The 17,981-nt window shown below is 71.0% G+C and carries 16 protein-coding genes; 7 read left to right on the top strand and 9 right to left on the bottom strand.

Going from position 1 to position 17,981, the window contains the following annotated elements:
* Window positions 1–264: 264 nt before the first annotated feature.
* The gene (locus ACP4J3_RS21030; protein ID WP_426536621.1) at window positions 265–1,134 is read right to left on the bottom strand and encodes a LysR substrate-binding domain-containing protein; all 870 of its coding nucleotides are present in this window, start codon (window positions 1,132–1,134) and stop codon (window positions 265–267) included.
* Between the two features lie 192 nt (window positions 1,135–1,326).
* On the opposite strand from ACP4J3_RS21030, the gene ACP4J3_RS21025 reads away from it, so the two are divergent.
* Window positions 1,327–2,340 (top strand): bile acid:sodium symporter family protein, encoded by a 1,014-nt coding sequence (locus ACP4J3_RS21025; RefSeq protein WP_426536619.1) that lies wholly within the window; start codon window positions 1,327–1,329, stop codon window positions 2,338–2,340.
* Here ACP4J3_RS21025 and ACP4J3_RS21020 read toward each other — a convergent pair.
* The 3 genes from ACP4J3_RS21020 to ACP4J3_RS21010 all read right to left on the bottom strand — a co-directional run bounded on the left by ACP4J3_RS21020 (window position 2,276) and on the right by ACP4J3_RS21010 (window position 6,289).
* Window positions 2,276–3,436, bottom strand: a complete 1,161-nt coding sequence (locus ACP4J3_RS21020) for a DUF4185 domain-containing protein (RefSeq protein ID WP_426536617.1) — start codon at window positions 3,434–3,436, stop codon at window positions 2,276–2,278. The two genes, ACP4J3_RS21025 and ACP4J3_RS21020, sit on opposite strands and share 65 nt — an antisense overlap.
* A 258-nt stretch (window positions 3,437–3,694) precedes the next feature.
* Entirely contained in the window at window positions 3,695–5,578 is a 1,884-nt protein-coding gene (locus ACP4J3_RS21015) for an exo-alpha-sialidase (protein ID WP_426536615.1), read from the bottom strand.
* Window positions 5,579–5,710: 132 nt separating this feature from the next.
* Window positions 5,711–6,289, bottom strand: coding sequence for a zinc-binding dehydrogenase (locus ACP4J3_RS21010; RefSeq protein WP_426536613.1), 579 nt, complete (start codon window positions 6,287–6,289; stop codon window positions 5,711–5,713).
* A gap of 326 nt (window positions 6,290–6,615) precedes the next feature.
* Between ACP4J3_RS21010 and ACP4J3_RS21005 the strand changes: the two genes are divergently transcribed.
* Window positions 6,616–7,053 carry a MarR family winged helix-turn-helix transcriptional regulator gene (locus tag ACP4J3_RS21005; RefSeq protein WP_426536611.1) on the top strand — a complete coding sequence of 146 codons (438 nt, stop codon included), beginning with the start codon at window positions 6,616–6,618 and terminating at the stop codon, window positions 7,051–7,053.
* A 19-nt stretch (window positions 7,054–7,072) separates the two neighbouring features.
* Window positions 7,073–7,600, top strand: a complete 528-nt coding sequence (locus ACP4J3_RS21000) for an isochorismatase family protein (RefSeq protein ID WP_426536609.1) — start codon at window positions 7,073–7,075, stop codon at window positions 7,598–7,600.
* A 264-nt stretch (window positions 7,601–7,864) separates the two neighbouring features.
* Here ACP4J3_RS21000 and fdhD read toward each other — a convergent pair whose 3' ends face one another.
* Genes fdhD through ACP4J3_RS20975 form a run of 5 tightly spaced genes read right to left on the bottom strand, consistent with a single transcriptional unit; the run spans window position 7,865 to window position 14,298 of the window.
* Complete coding sequence (gene fdhD / locus ACP4J3_RS20995) at window positions 7,865–8,713, bottom strand: formate dehydrogenase accessory sulfurtransferase FdhD (RefSeq protein WP_426536607.1); 849 nt, start codon at window positions 8,711–8,713, stop codon at window positions 7,865–7,867.
* Between the two features lie 8 nt (window positions 8,714–8,721).
* Window positions 8,722–9,582, bottom strand: coding sequence for a 2Fe-2S iron-sulfur cluster-binding protein (locus ACP4J3_RS20990; protein WP_426536605.1), 861 nt, complete (start codon window positions 9,580–9,582; stop codon window positions 8,722–8,724).
* Window positions 9,579–11,405: an NADH-ubiquinone oxidoreductase-F iron-sulfur binding region domain-containing protein gene (locus ACP4J3_RS20985; protein ID WP_426536603.1), complete on the bottom strand. Its 1,827-nt coding sequence runs from the start codon at window positions 11,403–11,405 to the stop codon at window positions 9,579–9,581. Before ACP4J3_RS20985 ends, ACP4J3_RS20990 begins: the two co-directional genes overlap by 4 nt.
* Before the next feature lie 5 nt (window positions 11,406–11,410).
* Complete coding sequence (locus ACP4J3_RS20980; protein WP_426536601.1) at window positions 11,411–13,330, bottom strand: molybdopterin oxidoreductase family protein; 1,920 nt, start codon at window positions 13,328–13,330, stop codon at window positions 11,411–11,413.
* Entirely contained in the window at window positions 13,327–14,298 is a 972-nt protein-coding gene (locus ACP4J3_RS20975; protein ID WP_426536599.1) for a 2-dehydropantoate 2-reductase, read from the bottom strand. The genes ACP4J3_RS20980 and ACP4J3_RS20975 overlap by 4 nt, the downstream gene beginning before the upstream one ends.
* A gap of 233 nt (window positions 14,299–14,531) precedes the next feature.
* Here ACP4J3_RS20975 and ACP4J3_RS20970 point away from each other — a divergent pair, with 233 nt between their 5' ends.
* The 4 genes from ACP4J3_RS20970 to ACP4J3_RS20955 all read left to right on the top strand — a co-directional run bounded on the left by ACP4J3_RS20970 (window position 14,532) and on the right by ACP4J3_RS20955 (window position 17,906).
* Window positions 14,532–15,872: an OFA family MFS transporter gene (locus ACP4J3_RS20970; RefSeq protein ID WP_426536597.1), complete on the top strand. Its 1,341-nt coding sequence runs from the start codon at window positions 14,532–14,534 to the stop codon at window positions 15,870–15,872.
* On the top strand, window positions 15,853–15,987 hold the full coding sequence (locus ACP4J3_RS20965; RefSeq protein ID WP_426536595.1) for an MFS transporter small subunit: 135 nt from the start codon (window positions 15,853–15,855) through the stop codon (window positions 15,985–15,987). The genes ACP4J3_RS20970 and ACP4J3_RS20965 overlap by 20 nt, the downstream gene beginning before the upstream one ends.
* 149 nt (window positions 15,988–16,136) lie before the next feature.
* Window positions 16,137–17,075 (top strand): beta-ketoacyl-ACP synthase III, encoded by a 939-nt coding sequence (locus ACP4J3_RS20960; RefSeq protein WP_426536593.1) that lies wholly within the window; start codon window positions 16,137–16,139, stop codon window positions 17,073–17,075.
* 153 nt (window positions 17,076–17,228) lie between these two features.
* Window positions 17,229–17,906: a GntR family transcriptional regulator gene (locus ACP4J3_RS20955; protein WP_426536591.1), complete on the top strand. Its 678-nt coding sequence runs from the start codon at window positions 17,229–17,231 to the stop codon at window positions 17,904–17,906.
* Window positions 17,907–17,981 lie beyond the last annotated feature (75 nt).

Below are 17,981 nucleotides of genomic sequence, written 5' to 3'. Positions count from 1 at the left end.
AAAGCTACCCCACCCTTCTTTCGGACGGGAGGGGGCCGAAAATCGACTGCTGCTCAGGTTTGCACTGGTCAGTGAAGGAAAATGCGCTCACATGGGGAAGGGTCGGACAGAAAACTGACCGTTGAGTAAGTTTCGGGCCCGTAATCTCCACCGAATCTGTACACCCGATGGCCCGGCTCGAACCCCGTCGATCATGTCATCCGTGTTGTGCCGTCGCCTCTTCTGTCAGCGTCCGGGTGGCCGAATCTGTCACTGCGGCCTTCTTCACGGCTGACGCCGGTGCAACCGGTCCCCGCCCGCCAGAATCGCCGCCGCCAACGCGTCCGCCGCCCCTTGCGCGGCCGTACGCCGCCGCCCGTGCACCAGCACGAAGTCGACCCGCCCCAACTCGGGAAGCCCCGACCGGTCCGGCACCCGCGTCAGCCCCGGCGGAATCAGCCCCCGTGAGTGCGCCATCACCCCGAGCCCGGCCCGCGCGGCGGCGATCAGCCCGTTGAGGCTGCCGCTGGTGCACACGATCCGCCACTCGCGCCCCTGCCGCTCCAGCGCCTCCAGGGCCAGCGCCCTGGTGATGCCCGGCGGCGGATAGACGATCAGCGGCACCGGACGATCCGGCTCCAGGCGCAGCCGCTCCGCGCCGATCCACACCAGCCGGTCGTGCCAGACCAGCTCCCCGCGAGGGTCCTCCGGACGCCGCTTGGCCAGCACCAGATCCAGCTTTCCGGCGGCGAGCTGCTCGTGCAGGGTGCCGGACAGCTCGACCGTCAGCTCCAGGTCGACCTCGGGATGGTCGTAGCGGAAGCCCTCCAGGATCTCCGGCAGCCGGGTCAGGACGAAGTCCTCGGACGCGCCGAAGCGGAGCCGGCCGCGCAGCCGGGTGCCGGTGAAGAACGCCGCCGCCTGATCGTGCACCTCCAGGATCCGGCGCGCGAAGCCGAGCATCGCCTCGCCGTCCTCGGTCAGCTCCACGGAGTGGGTGTCCCGGGAGAACAGCGGCCGCCCGGTCGCGTCCTCCAGGCGCCGCACGTGCTGGCTGACGGTCGACTGGCGCAGGCCGAGCCGTCTGGCGGCCTGCGTGAAGCTCAGCGTCTGGGCCACCGCCAGGAACGTACGGAGGTGGGAGGGGTCGTACACGCCGATCAGGCTACCCGCTGTTATCGCGAAACGTGATGACAGTCAGAGTGGTATGCCGGATTCCCGATCGCTGACCGCCGGAGGACGATGGAGAGGGCACGTCCGTGTCCGCGACCGGAAGTTCAGCCCGGAAGTTCAGCGAAGCAAGCGACGTAGTGGAGCACAGTGAAACGCCTGCAATGGCCGCGTTGGATGCCCATCGACCCGTACATCCTGCTGCTGCTCGGGACCGTGGGCCTCGCGGCCCTGTTCCCGGCGCGCGGGACGGCCTCCGACGTGGCGTCCGGTGCCTCCACGGCCGCGATCGCCTTCCTCTTCTTCCTCTACGGCGCCCGGCTGTCCACCCGTGAGGCACTGGACGGGCTGAAGCACTGGCGGCTCCATGTCACCGTCCTGGCCTGCACCTTCGTCGCCTTCCCGCTGCTGGGCCTGGCGGCGCGCGGCCTCGTCCCGGTGATCCTGACCCACCCGCTCTACCAGGGCCTGCTGTTCCTCACCCTCGTCCCGTCGACCATCCAGTCGTCGATCGCCTTCACCTCGATGGCCCGCGGCAACGTGCCCGCGGCGATCTGCGCAGGCTCCTTCTCCTCCCTGGTCGGCATCGTCATCACCCCGCTCCTCGCGGCGGCCGTGCTCGGCAGCAGCGCGGGCGGCTTCTCCGCCGACTCGCTCGTCAAGATCGTGCTGCAACTGCTGGTGCCGTTCGTCGCCGGGCAGGTGCTGCGCCGCTGGATCGGCGGCTTCGTCGCCCGGCACAAGAAGGTCCTCGGGCTCGTCGACCGCGGCTCGATCCTGCTGGTCGTCTACACGGCGTTCAGCGAGGGCATGGTCCAGGGCATCTGGCACCAGGTGAGCCCGCTGCGGCTGGGCGGCCTGCTCGCCGTCGAGGCGGTGCTGCTGGCCGTGATGCTCGCCCTGACCTGGTACGGCGCCAAGGCGCTGCGCTTCAACCGCGAGGACCGCATCGCCATCCAGTTCGCCGGCTCGAAGAAGTCCCTCGCCGCCGGGCTGCCCATGGCGAGCGTCCTGTTCGGCGCGCACGCCTCGCTGGCCGTGCTGCCGCTGATGCTCTTCCACCAGATGCAGCTCATGGTGTGCGCGGTCATCGCCAAGCGCCGCTCCCACGACGCCCAGGAGACGATCACCGTGCCGGCGCCGCCGTCAGCGTCACGAACCGCGGTCGGTACAGGGACACGTTCCGGCTGAGCTGCGCCGCCGCGTCGCCGGTGTCCAGCCAGTTGACGTCGTAGCTGAGCACCAGCCGCCCGTCGCCGCTCAGCTCGGGGTGCACCTGCGGGTTGTAGGCGGCGACCTGGCCGCCCGCCGGCAGCGACGGGCTGAAGCCCTTCGTCGGCCCGTGCCAGGGGCCGGCGGGGGAGCAGGCCCAGTACGAGGTCACCGTCGTCAGCCCCGCGCTGCCGGCGGCCATCGTGAACAGCACGTACGTCCCGCTCACCCGCGCCACCGAGAACGCGCTGCCCACCCCCGTGCGCTGCCCGTCCCCCAGCACCGGAGGCAACCGGGCACCGGGCTTCCCCCACTCCGACCCGTTCCAGTACTGCCAGGCACCCGGCTCGGCGAGCCCGCCCTCGGGCACGCGCGCGACGTACGCGTGCGAGACCGGCCGGGAGGTCGCCTGGCCGTCGTCGCCGCCGAAGACGTACGTCCAGCCGTCCTCCTCGACCAGCGTCGTGCCGAACAGCACCCGCCGCGACGGGTCCGGCACGAGCTGCTGGTCGAGGACCTTCACCACCGACTCGACCCGCAGCTCGGGCAGCGAGAGCGTGGCGACCTCGGTCGCGGTCGGCACCCCGTAGATCCAGGGCGCCTGCCCGGCCGTGCGCACCCACAGCAGCACCCGCAGCACCTGCTCCGACGAACCGGGGGAGCGGGGCTCGACGCGGGCCGCGACCGGCCAGCGCCACTGGTTCGGGGCGGGGTTCGCAAAGAGCGGGGCGGGCAGCGTGCGCTCCAGGCGCCCGTCGCGCATGACGACCGCCGAGTTGCGCACCAGCGGGGCGGACGCCTCCCGCCAGGTGTAGGACTCGCCGAACGGGTTGGGCGGGGCGTGCACCCGGCCCAGGTAGGTGTCCGAGAACAGCCACAGCACCCGGCCGTCCGGCAGCCGCACCGAGTGCGTGCCGTCACCGCCGGTCCAGTCGTCCGCGCGGGAGGGGTCATCGCCATAGCGGGCGAACTCGCCCGTGAGGTCCTTGTCCGCCGACCAGGACGCCACCGAACGAGGCACGCACGCGCCGCCGCCCTCCCGTTCGCCGTCGTCCGGGAGGGCGGTGAGCAGCACGGCCGCGAGAACCAGGGCCAGCAGAAGTCCCAGACCGGTTCCCGTGCGCTGCCGTGCCAGGGGGTGTTTTGAAAGGCCCGCACAGCACCCGCGGCGCCCGGCACGCACCCTCGCCGCACCGGGCGAAGGCCCAAGTAGCTCCGCTACGAGGGCCTTCGCCCGGCACGCCGAGAGCACGCACCGAACACCGCGGGCACCGCACGGGCCTTTCAAAACACCCCCTGTGCGTCGTCGGGCACGCCCGGGACGTTAGTGGCCTCAGCCCACTTGGTCCATGGGCAGCCACAGGACGGTGTCGCGGGTGTTCACCTTCTTGCCGGCGCCGGCCCGCACCGCCGCGGCGGTGAGCTCCTCGTCGCCGAGCGCCCGGTTCCACACGCGCACGTCGTCGATCGCGCCGGTGAGGAAGGCCCGGCTGTCCATGCGCTGCCCGACGTGCACGCCGAACGGCGAGTTCCGGCTGACCGGCCCGGGCACGTCCATGGTGCTGACCGCCCGGCCGTCGAGGAACAGCGTCAGCCGCCCGCCGCCGCGCCGCAGGACGAGGTGATGCCACTGGCCGTCGTTCGCCGCGCCGCCGGCCCACACGGACGACGTATGCACGGTCCCGAACCCCTCCCGAGTGGTGATCAGGCCGCGCACCCGGTCGTTGTCCGGCTCGCCGCGCAGCCAGACCTGGGGCTGACTGCCGCCGATCCCGCCCATCCACAAGAACGGCTGCTCACCTCGGGTGGCGGAGTACCGGAAGAACAGCGACACGGTGAACTCACGGGTCCCGAGCGGCAGGCTGGTCCGGTACGGCAGCCGTACGGCGTCGTCGTCCCCGTCGAACTCCAGGGCGTTGCCGAGCACGCCGTCCCGCACCTCGGGACGGCCGAGCACGGTCGCGCGGGGTGCGCCGATGGCGAGGTCGGGGGTGGTCGGGTCGGGGCCGCGCCGAGGCCCGAGCCAGTCCTCGTTGAACCGGGCGAAGCGGATCTCGTCCCGCGCGTCGACCGCGCCGCCCTCGTACATCAGCCCCACCGTGGACGCGTCGATGTCCACCATGTCGGAGTACCCGGACCAGTCGGTGGTGACGACCTTGCCGCGGTCCACGCTGTCCCAGGTGGCGCCGCCGTCGTAGGAGCTGCGGATCATCATCGTCCGGCGCCGGTCCGGGTCGCCCGGGGCGGACAGCAGGATGCGGTTGCCCAGGCGGAGCGTGGCGCCCTGCACCTGGGGCGTGTAGAGGTCCGGGAGGTCGCGGAACGGCTCGGTGAAGCTGTCGCCGCCGTCGTTGCTGTACGTCTGCGCGCGGTGCCCGAGGTCGGTGCCGTCCTGCTCCCGGCCGCTGATGAGGATCGTGCCGTCCGTGCGCTCGGTGAGGGTCACCTCGGACGGCTTCTGCCGGAAGGTGCCGTCGGCGGCGGAGATGGGCCAGGAGTCGGTCGCGCCGATCCGCCAGTTGTCACCGCCGTCGTCGCTGACGATGAGGGCGGCGTGGTTGGCGGTGACCCGACTGCCGTCCCAGGTCTCGGTGTTGACGCCGAAGACCAGACGTCCGGCGTGCTTGCCCTTGGTGAGCTGGATGCCGTGCACGGGGCCGGTGGCGTACCAGGAGTTCCAGTTCGCGGGCAGTATCGAGTCGCTCAGATCGCGGGGCCGGGACCAGGTCCGGCCGTCGTCGTCGCTGTACTGCAGATGCGGTGTGCGATCACACGGCACGGAGCAACTGCGGCTGTCCGTACGCCCCGTGTTGTACGTCTCCGCCAGCAGGATGCGGCCGCTCTCGCGGTCCACGATGGGCGCCGGGTTGCCGTGCGTGTCGCCGCCGCCCTCGTTGACGACCTGGAGCGGCCCCCACGTACGCCCGCCGTCGGTGGACCGCTTGAGCACGATGTCGATGTCGGCGGCGTCCCCGCAGTTGAGCACCCGCCCCTCGGCGAACGCCAGCAGCGTGCCGTCCTTGGTCTTCACGATCGCGGGAATGCGGAAGCAGGCGTACCCGGGGTCCTGGGACGCCCTGAACAGAACCTGTTGCTCGAACACCGGCGCCGTCCTGGCCGGTTGGGACTCCGCGGGACTTAACGCCGCGGCCGTCGCCGAGAGGGCGACGGCCGTGACGAGGGCAGCTCTGAGACGTGCGCGAACTCTTGAAGGCATGGTGCGGCCCGCCCTTCATCGTCTGGTCATGCGTCCAGGCATCTGAACATTCGGACATCCCACGTCCAAAGTACGCATCACAGACGTTAATTGGGCTATCGCACACATCACAAGAACCGTGCACGTGTCACATCACGGATGGAGTACCACTTTCCCTCTGTTGCCCCGAGACTCGATCGCCGCGTGCGCCCGTGCCGCCTCCTCCAGCGCGAACTCGCCATGTACGGCGGGCTTCACGGCCCCCTCCTCGAACAGCTCCCACAGCTCCCGCCGCCATCGTTCGTACAACTCCGGCTCGCCGCGAGCGATCCGGGCCATCTGGAACCCGATGACGGACTTGGCGCCTATTAGAAGGTCGTATGCCTGAATTGTCCTGCCGCCCGAACTGTATGCCACGAGCCGCCCGCCCGGCGTGAGCGACGCGAGGGCGGGGCTCAGCATGTCGCCCCCGACCGCGTCGAGGACGTAGTCGACGGGCTCCCCCCCAGCTCCCCTCCCCGTAGAGGACCACGTCGTCGACCCCGAGGAGCGCACGAAGCCCGCCTTGCCCGCATCGGACACGGCACCCACGACCCGCCCCGCGCCCCGCACCCGCGCAAGCTGTACGGCAAGATGCCCGACCCCGCTCGCCGCGGCGGTGGCCAGCGCCGCCTCCCCCTTCCGGGGCCGGGCGGCCTCCAGGGCTCCGATCGCGACCAGGCCGCTGCGCACCAGGGCAACCGAACCGGCCGACCCCGGCGCCGACGGCCGCGACCTCGCCGGCGATCTCGCCGCCCAGCGGGACGGGCTCGGCGGCCTCGGTGACCTTGCGGACGACGGGGAGCGTCACGCCGATGGCCTCGCAGCGGACGAGGAGCTCGCCGGGGCCGGGTTCGGGGATGGCGGCCTCCTCCAGGAACAGGGGGCCGCCGGTGGATTCGTAGCGGACGCGGCGCATCGCACCTCCAGAAGTCATTGGGAAGGCCAACGTTTTCAGCGTCGCCGACGCTATCGGAGTAATCGTTGGTGAGTCCAATGAATTCCGATAGGCTGCCGCCATGTCCGAAGCCCCCCTCCCCGCCATCCGCTCCCTCCCCAGTTGGCTGCTCGGCCGTGCGGCGGCCCGGGGGCGGGCGCTGGTGGCCGAGGCGCTCGCGGCGGAGGGTATGAAGATGTGGCACCACGTCGTCCTCTCCGCCGTCCGCGACCTCGCCCCCGTCGCGCAGGCGACCCTCGGCCGCAGCGTGCGGCTCGACCCCAAGGACCTGGTCGGGATCCTCAACGACCTGCAGTCGGCCGGTCTCGTCGTGCGCGAGCCGGACCCCGTCGACCGCCGCAAGAACGCCGTCTCCCTCACGGACGAGGGTGCGCGTCTGCTCAAGCGCTGCGAGAAGGCGGCCCGAGCGGCCAACGACGAACTCCTCGCACCCCTCTCGCCCGCTGAACGCGACCGATTCATGGACCTGTTGATCCGGATTTCCGGTACGCAGAGCTGATGACGGATAACGTTCCGTCATGACCGCACCTCTCGTGCTCGAAGCCGCACGCACCGCCCTCGTGCTAGTCGATCTCATGGACCGCATCGTCGCGCTGCCCCTGGAGCCCCGTAAGGGAACCGAAGTCCTCGCGACCTGCGAGGAGTTGGCGGCGACCTTCCGCTCCGTCGGCGCCACCGTCGTCCTCGTCCGCGTCGAACGCCCCGGCGTCGCCGAGCAACCGCCGGGCAGCGGCCTGGTGGCAGGACTGCTGAAGGACGGCGACGTCGAGATCGTGAAGCGGACCATCGGCGGCTTCCATGGCACGGGCCTGGACGACCGCCTCCGCGAACGCGGCGTCACCACCCTGGTGTTCGGCGGCATCGCCACCAACCTGGGCGTCGAGTCCACGGCCCGCGCGGCCGGCGACCTCGGCTACGACCTGGTCTTCGTGCAGGACGCGATGACAGCGTTCACGGCGGCGGAACACGACGCGTCGGTCCGCCTGGACTTCCCGAGGCTGGGGTCGGTGGTGGAGGCGGCAAACCTGACCCTCACCCCCGGCTGAACAGCCAACCAGCCCACACCGACGCCGAGCAACGGCCCACCGACAGCCACCGGGCCGACGCGCCGGCCGTGAGGGAGCCGGAGGGGCGCGCCGGTGTCGAGAGCCCGAACGCGCGGAGGCGCGAAGCGCCGAGCACGATCGGGCTCTCGACACCGGCATGTGGCGCCCCGCAGGCGACCGAACCATCAAACAGCGGGGCCCCAGCACGGCGCAGGGGGCGCTCCCCGCCGGTCGGGGCCCCGCCGCCGTGTCGCGGGGAGCCGGTCAGGCCTGGGCGGCCGCGGTCCGCAGAGCGAGCCGGTGTTCGCCCGCGTACACGTTCATGGAGCTGCCGCGCAGGAAGCCCACCAGCGTCAGCCCGGTCTCCGCGGCGAGATCCACCGCCAGCGAGGACGGCGCCGAGACCGCCGCGAGCACCGGGATCCCCGCCATCACCGCCTTCTGCGCCAGCTCGAAGCTGGCCCGCCCCGAGACCAGCAGGAGCGTCCGGGACAGCGGCAGGTCGCCGTTCTGCAGGGCGCGGCCGACCAGCTTGTCGACCGCGTTGTGCCGGCCCACGTCCTCCCGTATGTCCAGCAGCTCACCGTCCTCGGTGAACAGGGCCGCCGCGTGCAGGCCCCCGGTCCGGTCGAAGACCCGCTGGGCCGCGCGCAGCCGGTCGGGGAGGCTCGCGAGCAGTTCTGGGTCGACCCGGACCGGGGGAGTGTCGGCTATGGGCCAGCGGGCCGTCGTACGGACGGCATCGAGTGACGCCTTGCCGCACAGGCCACAGGACGACGTCGTGTACACGTTCCGCTCGAGGGTGATGTCGGGGACGGTCACGCCCGGCGCGGTCTTCACGTCCACCACGTTGTAGGTGTTCGAGCCGTCCACCGTGGCGCCCGCGCAATAGACGATGTTCTGAAGGTCCTGCGCCCCTCCCAGAACCCCCTCGCTCACCAGGAACCCCGCCGCCAGCGCGAAGTCGTCACCCGGCGTGCGCATCGTGATCGCCAGCGGCTTGCCGTTCAGCCGGATCTCCAGCGGTTCCTCGGCGACGAGGGTGTCCGGCCGGGTGGAGACCGCCCCGTCCCGGATCCGGATCACCTTGCGTCGTTCCGTGACTCGTCCCATGTCGTGTCTCAGTCCCGGTTCTGTACGTGCTGGTAGCCGAAGCGGCCCTTGATGCAGAGGTTGCCGTGGGTCACCGGGTTGTCGTGCGGCGAGGTGACCTTGACGATCTCATTGTCCTGCACGTGAAGTGTGAGATTGCAGCCCACACCGCAGTACGCGCACACGGTCGTCGTCTCGGTCTGCCTGCTCTCGTCCCAGGTACCCGCCGCCCGCATGTCGAACTCGGACTTGAAGGACAGGGCCCCCGTCGGGCACACCTCGATGCAGTTCCCGCAGTACACGCACGCCGAGTCGGTCAGCGGCGCGTCGTGCTCCACCGCGATCCGCGCGTCGAACCCGCGCCCGGCCACGGAGATCGCGAAGCTGTTCTGCCACTGGTCCCCACATGCGTCCACGCACTTGTAACAGAGGATGCACTTGTCGTAGTCCCGTACGTACAGCTCGTTGTCGATCTTCGGCTCCTCGTTGAGCCGCGCCGCGTCCGGGCCGAACCGGTCCGGCTTCGCCTCGTACTCCTTGATCCACTCGGCCACGCGTGGTGTCGTCGACAGATCCACCGACGACGCCAGCAGCTCCAGCACGACCTTCCGGCTGTGCCGCGCCCGCTCGGTGCCGGTCCGCACCTCCATGCCGGCCTCGGCCTTGCGCGAGCAGGCGGGGACGAGCGTGCGCGACCCCTCGACCTCCACCACGCACACCCGGCAGGCGTTCTTCGGCCTGAGCGTGTCCCCTTCGCACAGGGTCGGGATGTCCTTCCCCGCCGCCCGGCAGGCGTCCAGGATCGTGGCGCCCTCCGTCGTGCGCACGGGCTCCCCGTCGATCGTGAACTCCAGCAGCCGGCGCGGGATCCCCAGCGGTACCACGGTCATTCGTACGCCCCCAGTCGGTCGATGGCGGATTCCACGGCGTTCCACGCGGTCTGCCCCAGACCGCAGATCGAGGCGTCCCGCATCGCGCGGCCGACCTCCCTGAGCAGGGCGATGTCATCGGCGGCCGCCGCACCCGTGCGCTCGGCGATCCGGTGCAGCGCCTCCTCCTGCCGTACGGTCCCGACCCGGCACGGCACGCACTGCCCGCAGGACTCGTCCCGGAAGAACTCGGCGATGCGCAGCAGCAGCCGCGGCAGCGGGACGGTGTCGTCGAAGGCCATGACCACACCCGAGCCGAGCGTGGTGCCTGCCTCGCGCGTGCCCTCGAAGGTCAGCGGGATGCCGAGCTCGTCCGGCCGTACGAAGCCGCCGGCCGCCCCGCCCAGCAGCACCGCCCGCAGCCCGTTACGGACCCCGGCCAGCTCCAGCAGTTCGCCCAGCGTCGCGCCGAACGGCAGCTCGTAGATCCCGGGCCGCGCCACACTGCCGGACACGCAGAACAGCTTCGGCCCGGTGGACCGCTCGGTCCCGATCGCCGCGTACGCCGGGGCGCCCATGGTCAGGATGGGCAGCACATTGACCAGCGTCTCGACGTTGTTCTCGACCGTCGGCTTGCCGAACAGCCCCTTCTCCACCGGGAACGGCGGCTTCGAGCGCGGCTCGCCCCGGTAGCCCTCGATGGAGTTGAACAGGGCCGTCTCCTCGCCGCAGATGTACGCCCCCGCACCTCGCCTGATCTCGATGTCGAAGGCGTATCCCTGCCCGAGGACGTCGTCCCCGAGCAGCCCGCGCGCGCGTGCCTGCGCGATGGCGTGCTCCAGACGGGCCAGCGCCCGCGGGTACTCGCCGCGCAGATACAGATGGCCCTTGTGGGCGCCCGTCGCATACGCCGCGATCGTCATCGCCTCGATCAGCGCGTACGGGTCGCCCTCCATGATCACGCGGTCCTTGAAGGTGCCCGGCTCCGATTCGTCGGCGTTGCAGACGAGGTAGTGCGGGTGGTCGGGCTGGGACGCCGTGGCCTGCCACTTGCGGCCGGTGGGGAAGGCGGCGCCGCCGCGCCCGACCAGGCCGGAGTCGGTGACCTCACGGATGACTCCGGCGGGACCGAGCTCGAAGGCCCGGCGCAGCGCGGTGTAGCCGCCGTGGGCGCGGTAGTCGTCGAGGCTCGAAGGGTCCACGACACCGACCCGGCGCAGCAGCACCAGCGACGGGTCCCCGGCCTGCGGCACCGCCAGCGCCGCCGGCGGCTCCTCGGGCGCCGAGTCCGGCGCGCTCGCGGCGAGGACGGCGTCGTGCACGGTCGCCGGCGCCGAGACCGCCGTACGCACCGGATCCCCGGCCTTGATGGCGAGCGCGGCCGGAGCCCGTTCGCACAGGCCCAGACAGGGGCTGCGCTCGACATGGACACCGGGACCGAGAGCCGACTCGATCCCGGCGCACAGCTCGGACGCCCCCGCAGCGGCGCACGCCAGGTCGGTGCAGACGTGCAGCACCGTCGCCGGACGCGGCTTGACCGAGAACATGGCGTAGAAGGTGGCGACGCCGTACGCCTCCGACGGCGGCACCGTCAGCCGCCGGCACAGGTAGTCGAGGGCGCCCTCGCTGATCCAGCCGATCCGGTCGTTGATGGCGTGCAGCCCCGGCAACAGCAGGTCGCGGCGGTCCCGGGCCTCGCGTCCGCCGCGCGCCCACCTGAGGTCCGCGGCCCGCATCTCATCGCGGGCGGCGCCCTCCCAGGAGGACTCCGGGGGGCCCAACAGGGCGTCGACGGCCGCCCGTTCGTCGTCCGTCGGCTTGCTGTCGCCGAAGTGCAGGTCCACTTACGTCACCTCACGATGGTCGCGACGGGGAGCTTCTCGATCCGGATCGCCGACGCCTTGAACTCCGCCGTGCCCGCGATCGGGCAGTTCGCCTCGATGGTGAGCTGGTTGGTGTCCACCTCGTCGGGAAAGTGCATGGTCATGAAGGCGAGCCCGGGCCGCAGCGCCGTGTCGACCCACACCGGCGCCACCACCGCACCGCGCCGCGAGGTCACCTGGACCTCCTCGCCGACGACGACCCCGTACCGCTCGGCGTCCTCCGGGCTGAGCTCGACGTACTCGCCGCGCCGCAGCGGGGAGGCGAAACTCCCGCTCTGCACCCCGGTGTTGTACGAGTCGAGCCGCCGCCCGGTGGTGAGCCGGAGGGGGTACTCCTCGTCGGTGAGGTCGACCGGCGGATCGTGCTGGACGATCCCGAACGGCGCCGGCATGCCGCGCCGCGCCGGGTCCGCCTCCCACAACCGGCCGTGCAGATAGGTCGGTTCGAGCTGTTCGGTGCTCGGGCACGGCCACTGGATGCCCTGGTGCTCCTCCAGTCGTTCGTACGTCATCCCGTAGTGGTCCGGGGAGACCGAGCGCAGCTCGTTCCACACGGCTTCGGCGTCCGTGTACTTCCACTCGTGGCCGAGCAGTGCCGCCAGCTCGCAGATGATGTCGATGTCCTCGCGCGCCTCGCCGGGCGCGGTGACGGCCCGGCGCACCCGCTGGACCCGGCGCTCGCTGTTGGTGGTGGTGCCCTCGGTCTCGGCCCACCCGGCGGTCGCGGGGAGGATGACGTCCGCCAGCTCGGCCGTCCTCGTCAGGAAGATGTCCTGGACGACGAGGAAGTCGAGCTGCCGCATGCGCCGTACGGCCTGCTCGCTGTCCGCCTCCGACTGCGCCGGGTTCTCGCCGATGCAGTAGACGGCCTTGAGCGTGCCCTCCTCCATCGCCTCGAACATCTGGGTGAGGTTGAGGCCGTAGTGCGGCTGGATCACGGTGTCCCAGGCCGACTCGAACTTCAGTCGGGTGTCGGGGTCGAGGATGTCCTGGAAGCCGGGGAGGCGGTTGGGGATCGCGCCCATGTCGCCGCCGCCCTGGACGTTGTTCTGGCCGCGCAGCGGCTGCAGCCCGCTGCCGTAGCGGCCGACGTGGCCGGTCAGCAGGGAGAGGTTGATCAGCGCGCGGACGTTGTCGGTGCCGTTGTGGTGCTCGGTGATGCCGAGGGTCCAGCAGAGCTGGGCGCGCTCGGCGCGGGCGTAGGCGTGCGCCAGCTCCTTGATGGCGGCGGCCGGCACGCCCGTCACCTTCTCGGCCAGCGACGGCGTCCACGGCTCGACCAGCGCCTGGTACTCCTCGAAGCCGCTGGTCGCCCGCTCGATGAACGCCTCGTTCGCCAGGCCCGCGTGGATGATCTCGCGGCCGATCGCGTGCGCCATCGGGATGTCGGTGCCGACGTTGAGGCCGAGCCAGCTCTCCGCCCACTCGGCGGTGGAGGTGCGGCGCGGATCGACCGCGTACATGCGGGCGCCGTTCCTGATGCCCTTGAGCACGTGCTGGAAGAAGATCGGGTGCGCGAAGCGGGCGTTGGAGCCCCACATCACGATGACGTCGGTGTGCTCGATCTCCTCGTACGAGGAGGTGCCGCCGCCCGAGCCGAAGGCCGCCGACAGGCCTGCCACGCTGGGCGCGTGGCAGGTGCGGTTGCAGGAGTCGACGTTGTTGGTGCCCATGACGACGCGGGCGAACTTCTGCGCCACGTAGTTCATCTCGTTGGTGGCGCGGGCGCAGGAGAACATGCCGAAGGCGCCGCGGTTGCGCTCGATGCCGCGGGCGGCGCGGTCCAGGGCCTCCTCCCAACTCGCCTGCCGGAAGGGCTCGTCGCGGGAGTCCCGTACGAGCGGGTGCGTCAGCCGGGTGTAGTTCTTCGGTTGCCGTTTCCTCATGCGGCGCTCCTCAGCGCGAGCAGGTCCGAGATGGCGTGCACGGTGCGCAGGGTGGGCACCTGGACGCCGGTGATCTCCGCCAGCTCGACGACCGCCGCGAGGAGGACGTCGAGTTCGAGCGGCTTGCCGCGCTCCAGGTCCTGGAGCGTGGAGGTGCGGTGGTCGCCGACCCGCTCGGCGCCCGCGAGCCGGCGCTCGATGGAGACGCCGACCCGGCAGCCGAGGGCCTCGGCGACCGTGAGCGTCTCGGTCATCATGATCTCGATGACCTTGCGGGTGCCGCCGTGCAGGCACATCTGCCGCATGGTGGCGCGGGCCAGTGCGCTGATCGGGTTGAAGGAGATGTTGCCGAGCAGCTTGAGCCAGATGTCATTGCGCAGGTCGGGTTCGACCGGGCATTTCAGGCCACCGGCGATCATGGCCTCGCTGAGGTCCAGGCAGCGCTTGGACACACTGCGGTCGGGCTCGCCGATGGAGAACCGGGTGCCTTCCAAGTGCCGTACGACACCCGGGCCTTCGAGCTCGGTCGCGGCGTAGACGACGCAGCCGACGGCCCGTTCGGGCGCGAGCACCGCGCTGACCGCGCCGTCGGGGTCCACGCTCTCGACGCGGTGGCCGTCGTGCGGGCCGCCGTGCCGGTGGAAGTACCACCAGGGGATGCCGTTCTGGGCGGCCACGACCGCGGTGCGATCGTGCAGAAGGGGCTCGATCAGCGGCCCGCACGCCGCGTACGAGTTGGCCTTCAGGCCCAGGAAGACGTAGTCGACCGGGCCGACTTGGGCCGGGTCGTCGGTGGCGTGGGCGCGGGCGGTGAAGTCGCCGCGCGGACTGAGCACCCGCACTCCGTGCTGCCTCATGGCCGCCAGATGCGGTCCACGGGCGATCAGGTGCACGTCGGCGCCGGCGCGATGGAGCGCGGCTCCGACGTAGGCGCCGATGGCACCGGCGCCGAGGACTGCGACTTTCACTTCGGAACGCTCCGTTCGGTCGAGGGAGTACCGCGGAGGTGGCTGGGAAGTTGTCGGACCGGCCGCAAGGCGGCCGAATCCTGTCGACGGAATATTGTCTACAGTATGGATGAGGGGTCAGCAAGGGTTCGCGCACGGCGTTCGACCGTTCGTCGCGCCCTGCATACCGCTCACCGCATACGGTCGACGCGCCGCCTTCTCAACTTCCTTGGTCATCCCTACCGTTCGGGATCATGAGTCCACCGCTCGCACCCGCGGGATGGAGCCGCTGGCTGGTTCCCCCCGCCGCACTCTCGGTCCATCTGTCCATCGGCCAGGCCTACGCGTGGAGCGTGTTCAAGCCCCCGCTCGAATCCGCACTCGGCCTCAGCGGCACGCAGAGCGCGCTGCCCTTCCAACTCGGCATCGTCATGCTCGGGCTGTCGGCCGCGTTCGGCGGCACGCTGGTGGAGCGCAACGGCCCGCGCTGGGCGATGACCGTCGCCCTGGTCTGCTTCTCGTCCGGCTTCCTGCTCTCCGCCCTCGGCGCGGCCACCGAGCAGTACTGGCTGATCGTCCTCGGCTACGGCTTCGTCGGCGGCATCGGCCTTGGCATCGGCTACATCTCGCCGGTCTCCACTCTGATCAAGTGGTTCCCGGACCGGCCCGGCATGGCCACCGGCATCGCCATCATGGGCTTCGGCGGCGGCGCGCTGATCGCCTCGCCCTGGTCGGCGCAGATGCTGGAGTCGTTCGGCAGCGACAGCTCCGGGATCGCGATGGCGTTCCTGGTGCACGGGCTGTCGTACGCCGTCTTCATGCTGCTCGGCGTGCTGCTGGTCCGCGTGCCGCGCACCGAGAAGCCCGTCGGCGAGGGGCCCGGCGCCTTCGACGGGCCGCAGGTCTCCGCCCGCAGCGCCGTGCGCACCCCGCAGTTCTGGTGTCTGTGGATCGTGCTCTGCATGAACGTGACCGCCGGCATCGGCATCCTGGAGAAGGCCGCGCCGATGATCACGGACTTCTTCGCGAACACCTCGACAACGGTGTCGGCCTCGGCCGCGGCCGGCTTCGTCGCCCTGCTGTCCGCCGCCAACATGGCGGGCCGCATCGCCTGGTCGTCGACCTCCGACCTGATCGGACGCAAGAACATCTACCGGGTGTACCTGGGGGTGGGCGCGCTGATGTACGGGCTCATCGCGCTGGCCGGTGACTCCTCCAAGCCGCTGTTCATCCTGTGCGCGCTGGTGATCCTGTCCTTCTACGGCGGCGGCTTCGCGACCATCCCCGCCTATCTGAAGGACCTCTTCGGCACCTACCAGGTGGGCGCCATCCATGGCCGGCTGCTCACCGCCTGGTCCACGGCCGGCGTCCTCGGGCCGCTGATCGTGAACTGGATCGCCGACCGGCAGGAGGAGGCCGGCAAGGACGGATCGTCCCTGTACACCATGTCCCTGTTCATCATGATCGGGCTGCTCGTCATCGGGTTCGTCGCCAACGAACTCGTCCGGCCCGTCCATCCGCGCCATCACGTTCCCGCCCCGGCGTCGAACGCGCAGCAGGAGAAGGAGGCCGCCGATGTCCAGCGACAGCAGTAGCAGTCCGCCTCGCCGGCGTGGGCTGATCGCCTTCGCCTGGGTGTGGGTGGGGGTTCCGCTCGCCTACGGGCTCTACGAACTCGTACAAAAGGCGACGCAGCTGTTCACCGGGTAGGTGTTCGGGAGTTGTCCGGGCGTCCGAGGGGCTGATGGAAGCTGACAATACGGGCGCCCGATTCCTGTGGCATCACGTGCCGCCGTACCCGTGAGTCACTGATCAGACTGGTGAATCCCGCTACCCGAGGCCCGAGGGGATCACCATCGATGAACGGCTCGCGCATCGCCGCAGTCGGCCACTATCAGCCCGCGAAGGTACTCACCAACGAGGACCTCGCGGGCATGGTCGACACCAGTGACGAGTGGATCACATCCCGGGTGGGCATCCGTACGCGCCACATCGCCGGGCCCGACGAACCGGTCGACGAGCTCGCCGCGCACGCTGCCGCCAAGGCGCTCGCGGCGGCCGGCCTCGCGCCCGGCGACATCGACCTGGTCCTGGTCGCCACCTCCACCGCCATCGACCGCTCCCCCAACATGGCCGCACGCGTCGCGGCCCGGCTCGGCATCCCCTCGCCCGCCGCGATGGACGTCAACGTCGTGTGCGCCGGCTTCACCCATGCCCTGGCCACCGCCGACCACGCCGTGCGGGCGGGGGCCGCGGCCCGGGCGCTGGTGATCGGCGCCGACAAGATGTCCGACGTGACGGACTGGAGCGACCGTACGACCTGTGTGCTGGTCGGCGACGGGGCCGGCGCCGCCGTCGTGGAGGCGGCCGAGGAGGCCCGCATCGGGCCGGTGCTGTGGGGTTCGGTGCCCGAGATGGGGCACGCGGTGCGCATCGAGGGGCAGCCGGCGCGGTTCGCGCAGGAGGGGCAGAGCGTCTACCGCTGGGCGACGACGCAGCTCCCGGCCATCGCCCGCCGGGCCTGCGAGCGCGCGGGCCTCGCACCCGAGGACCTCGCCGGGGTCGTGCTGCACCAGGCCAACCTGCGCATCATCGAGCCCCTCGCCCTCAAGATCGGCGCGGTCAACGCCGTGGTCGCGCGGGATGTCGCCGAGTCGGGGAACACCTCGGCGGCGAGCATTCCGCTGGCGCTGTCCAAGCTGGTGGAGCAGGGGCGGATCTCGACCGGGGACCCGGTGCTGCTGTTCGGGTTCGGCGGGAACCTGTCGTATGCGGGCCAGGTCGTGCGCTGTCCCTGACGCTGTGCGACGACCCGCGTGTGACGTGGCCAACTCCCCGGCCCCCTGGCCTTTGTGCGCCGTAGACTGTAGACGAAAGACAATTGATACTGGCTTTCAGTGACGGCCCGCTACGGGACGCAGTCGCCCGGCGTTCGCCCAGGAGGGGAACCGATGTTGTCGACAGGACTGCCGCAGGGTGCGGTGCCCAAGCTCGAACGGCCCGGCCCGCTGCGCGACCGTGTCTACGAGGCGCTGCTGGAACTCATCACCACCCGCGCCCTCCAGCCCGGCCAGCACCTGGTCGAGAGCGAGCTGGCAGGTCACCTCGGCGTGTCACGCCAGCCGGTGCGCGAGGCGCTGCAGCGGCTGAACACCGAGGGCTGGGTCGATCTGCGGCCCGCGCAGGGCGCGTTCGTGCACGAGCCGACGGAGGCGGAGGCCGACCAGCTCCTCACCGTCCGCACCCTGCTGGAGGCCGAGGCCGCCCGGCTCGCCGCCGCCCACGCCGACACCGCCGGCATCAAGGCCCTGGAGGAACTGTGCGCCGAGGGCGAGAAGGCCGTCGCCGCCGATGACGTGGACGCCGCCGTCGCCCTCAACGCCCGCTTCCACGCGAAGATCATGGAGCTGGCGGGCAACGCGGTCCTCGCGGAACTCGCGGCCCAGGTCGACCGCCGTGTCCGCTGGTACTACACGCCGGTCGCCCGCCAGCGCGGCCACCAGTCCTGGATCGAGCACCGCGGCATGATCGCCGCGATCACCGCCCGCGACGAACAGCGGGCCACCCAGCTCATGCGGGAGCACACGGAGCACACGCGACGGTCGTATCACGCGCGCGCCAAGTCCTGAGCGCGGCGTTGCCGGGGGGCGGCTGTGCGGCGGCCGGAGGCTGTGCGGCCTACGGGTTCATGCGGCCTATGGGTT

It is taken from the genome of Streptomyces sp. UG1 (assembly GCF_049974585.1).
Taxonomy (GTDB): domain Bacteria; phylum Actinomycetota; class Actinomycetes; order Streptomycetales; family Streptomycetaceae; genus Streptomyces.
The sequence above is the reverse complement of the archived record's forward strand: the minus strand, read 5'-3'. Positions and strand labels throughout refer to the sequence as shown.

Coding starts and splice junctions, on each gene's coding strand:
- ACP4J3_RS21015 (WP_426536615.1), bottom strand. CDS start 5,578: ATGCCTTCAAGAGTTCGCGCACGTCTCAGAGCTGCCCTCGTCACGGCC.
- fdhD (WP_426536607.1), bottom strand. CDS start 8,713: ATGGGACGAGTCACGGAACGACGCAAGGTGATCCGGATCCGGGACGGG.
- ACP4J3_RS20990 (WP_426536605.1), bottom strand. CDS start 9,582: ATGACCGTGGTACCGCTGGGGATCCCGCGCCGGCTGCTGGAGTTCACG.
- ACP4J3_RS21000 (WP_426536609.1), top strand. CDS start 7,073: ATGACCGCACCTCTCGTGCTCGAAGCCGCACGCACCGCCCTCGTGCTA.
- ACP4J3_RS20970 (WP_426536597.1), top strand. CDS start 14,532: ATGAGTCCACCGCTCGCACCCGCGGGATGGAGCCGCTGGCTGGTTCCC.
- ACP4J3_RS20980 (WP_426536601.1), bottom strand. CDS start 13,330: ATGAGGAAACGGCAACCGAAGAACTACACCCGGCTGACGCACCCGCTC.
- ACP4J3_RS21025 (WP_426536619.1), top strand. CDS start 1,327: ATGCCCATCGACCCGTACATCCTGCTGCTGCTCGGGACCGTGGGCCTC.
- ACP4J3_RS21005 (WP_426536611.1), top strand. CDS start 6,616: ATGTCCGAAGCCCCCCTCCCCGCCATCCGCTCCCTCCCCAGTTGGCTG.
- ACP4J3_RS20965 (WP_426536595.1), top strand. CDS start 15,853: ATGTCCAGCGACAGCAGTAGCAGTCCGCCTCGCCGGCGTGGGCTGATC.
- ACP4J3_RS20955 (WP_426536591.1), top strand. CDS start 17,229: ATGTTGTCGACAGGACTGCCGCAGGGTGCGGTGCCCAAGCTCGAACGG.
- ACP4J3_RS20960 (WP_426536593.1), top strand. CDS start 16,137: ATGAACGGCTCGCGCATCGCCGCAGTCGGCCACTATCAGCCCGCGAAG.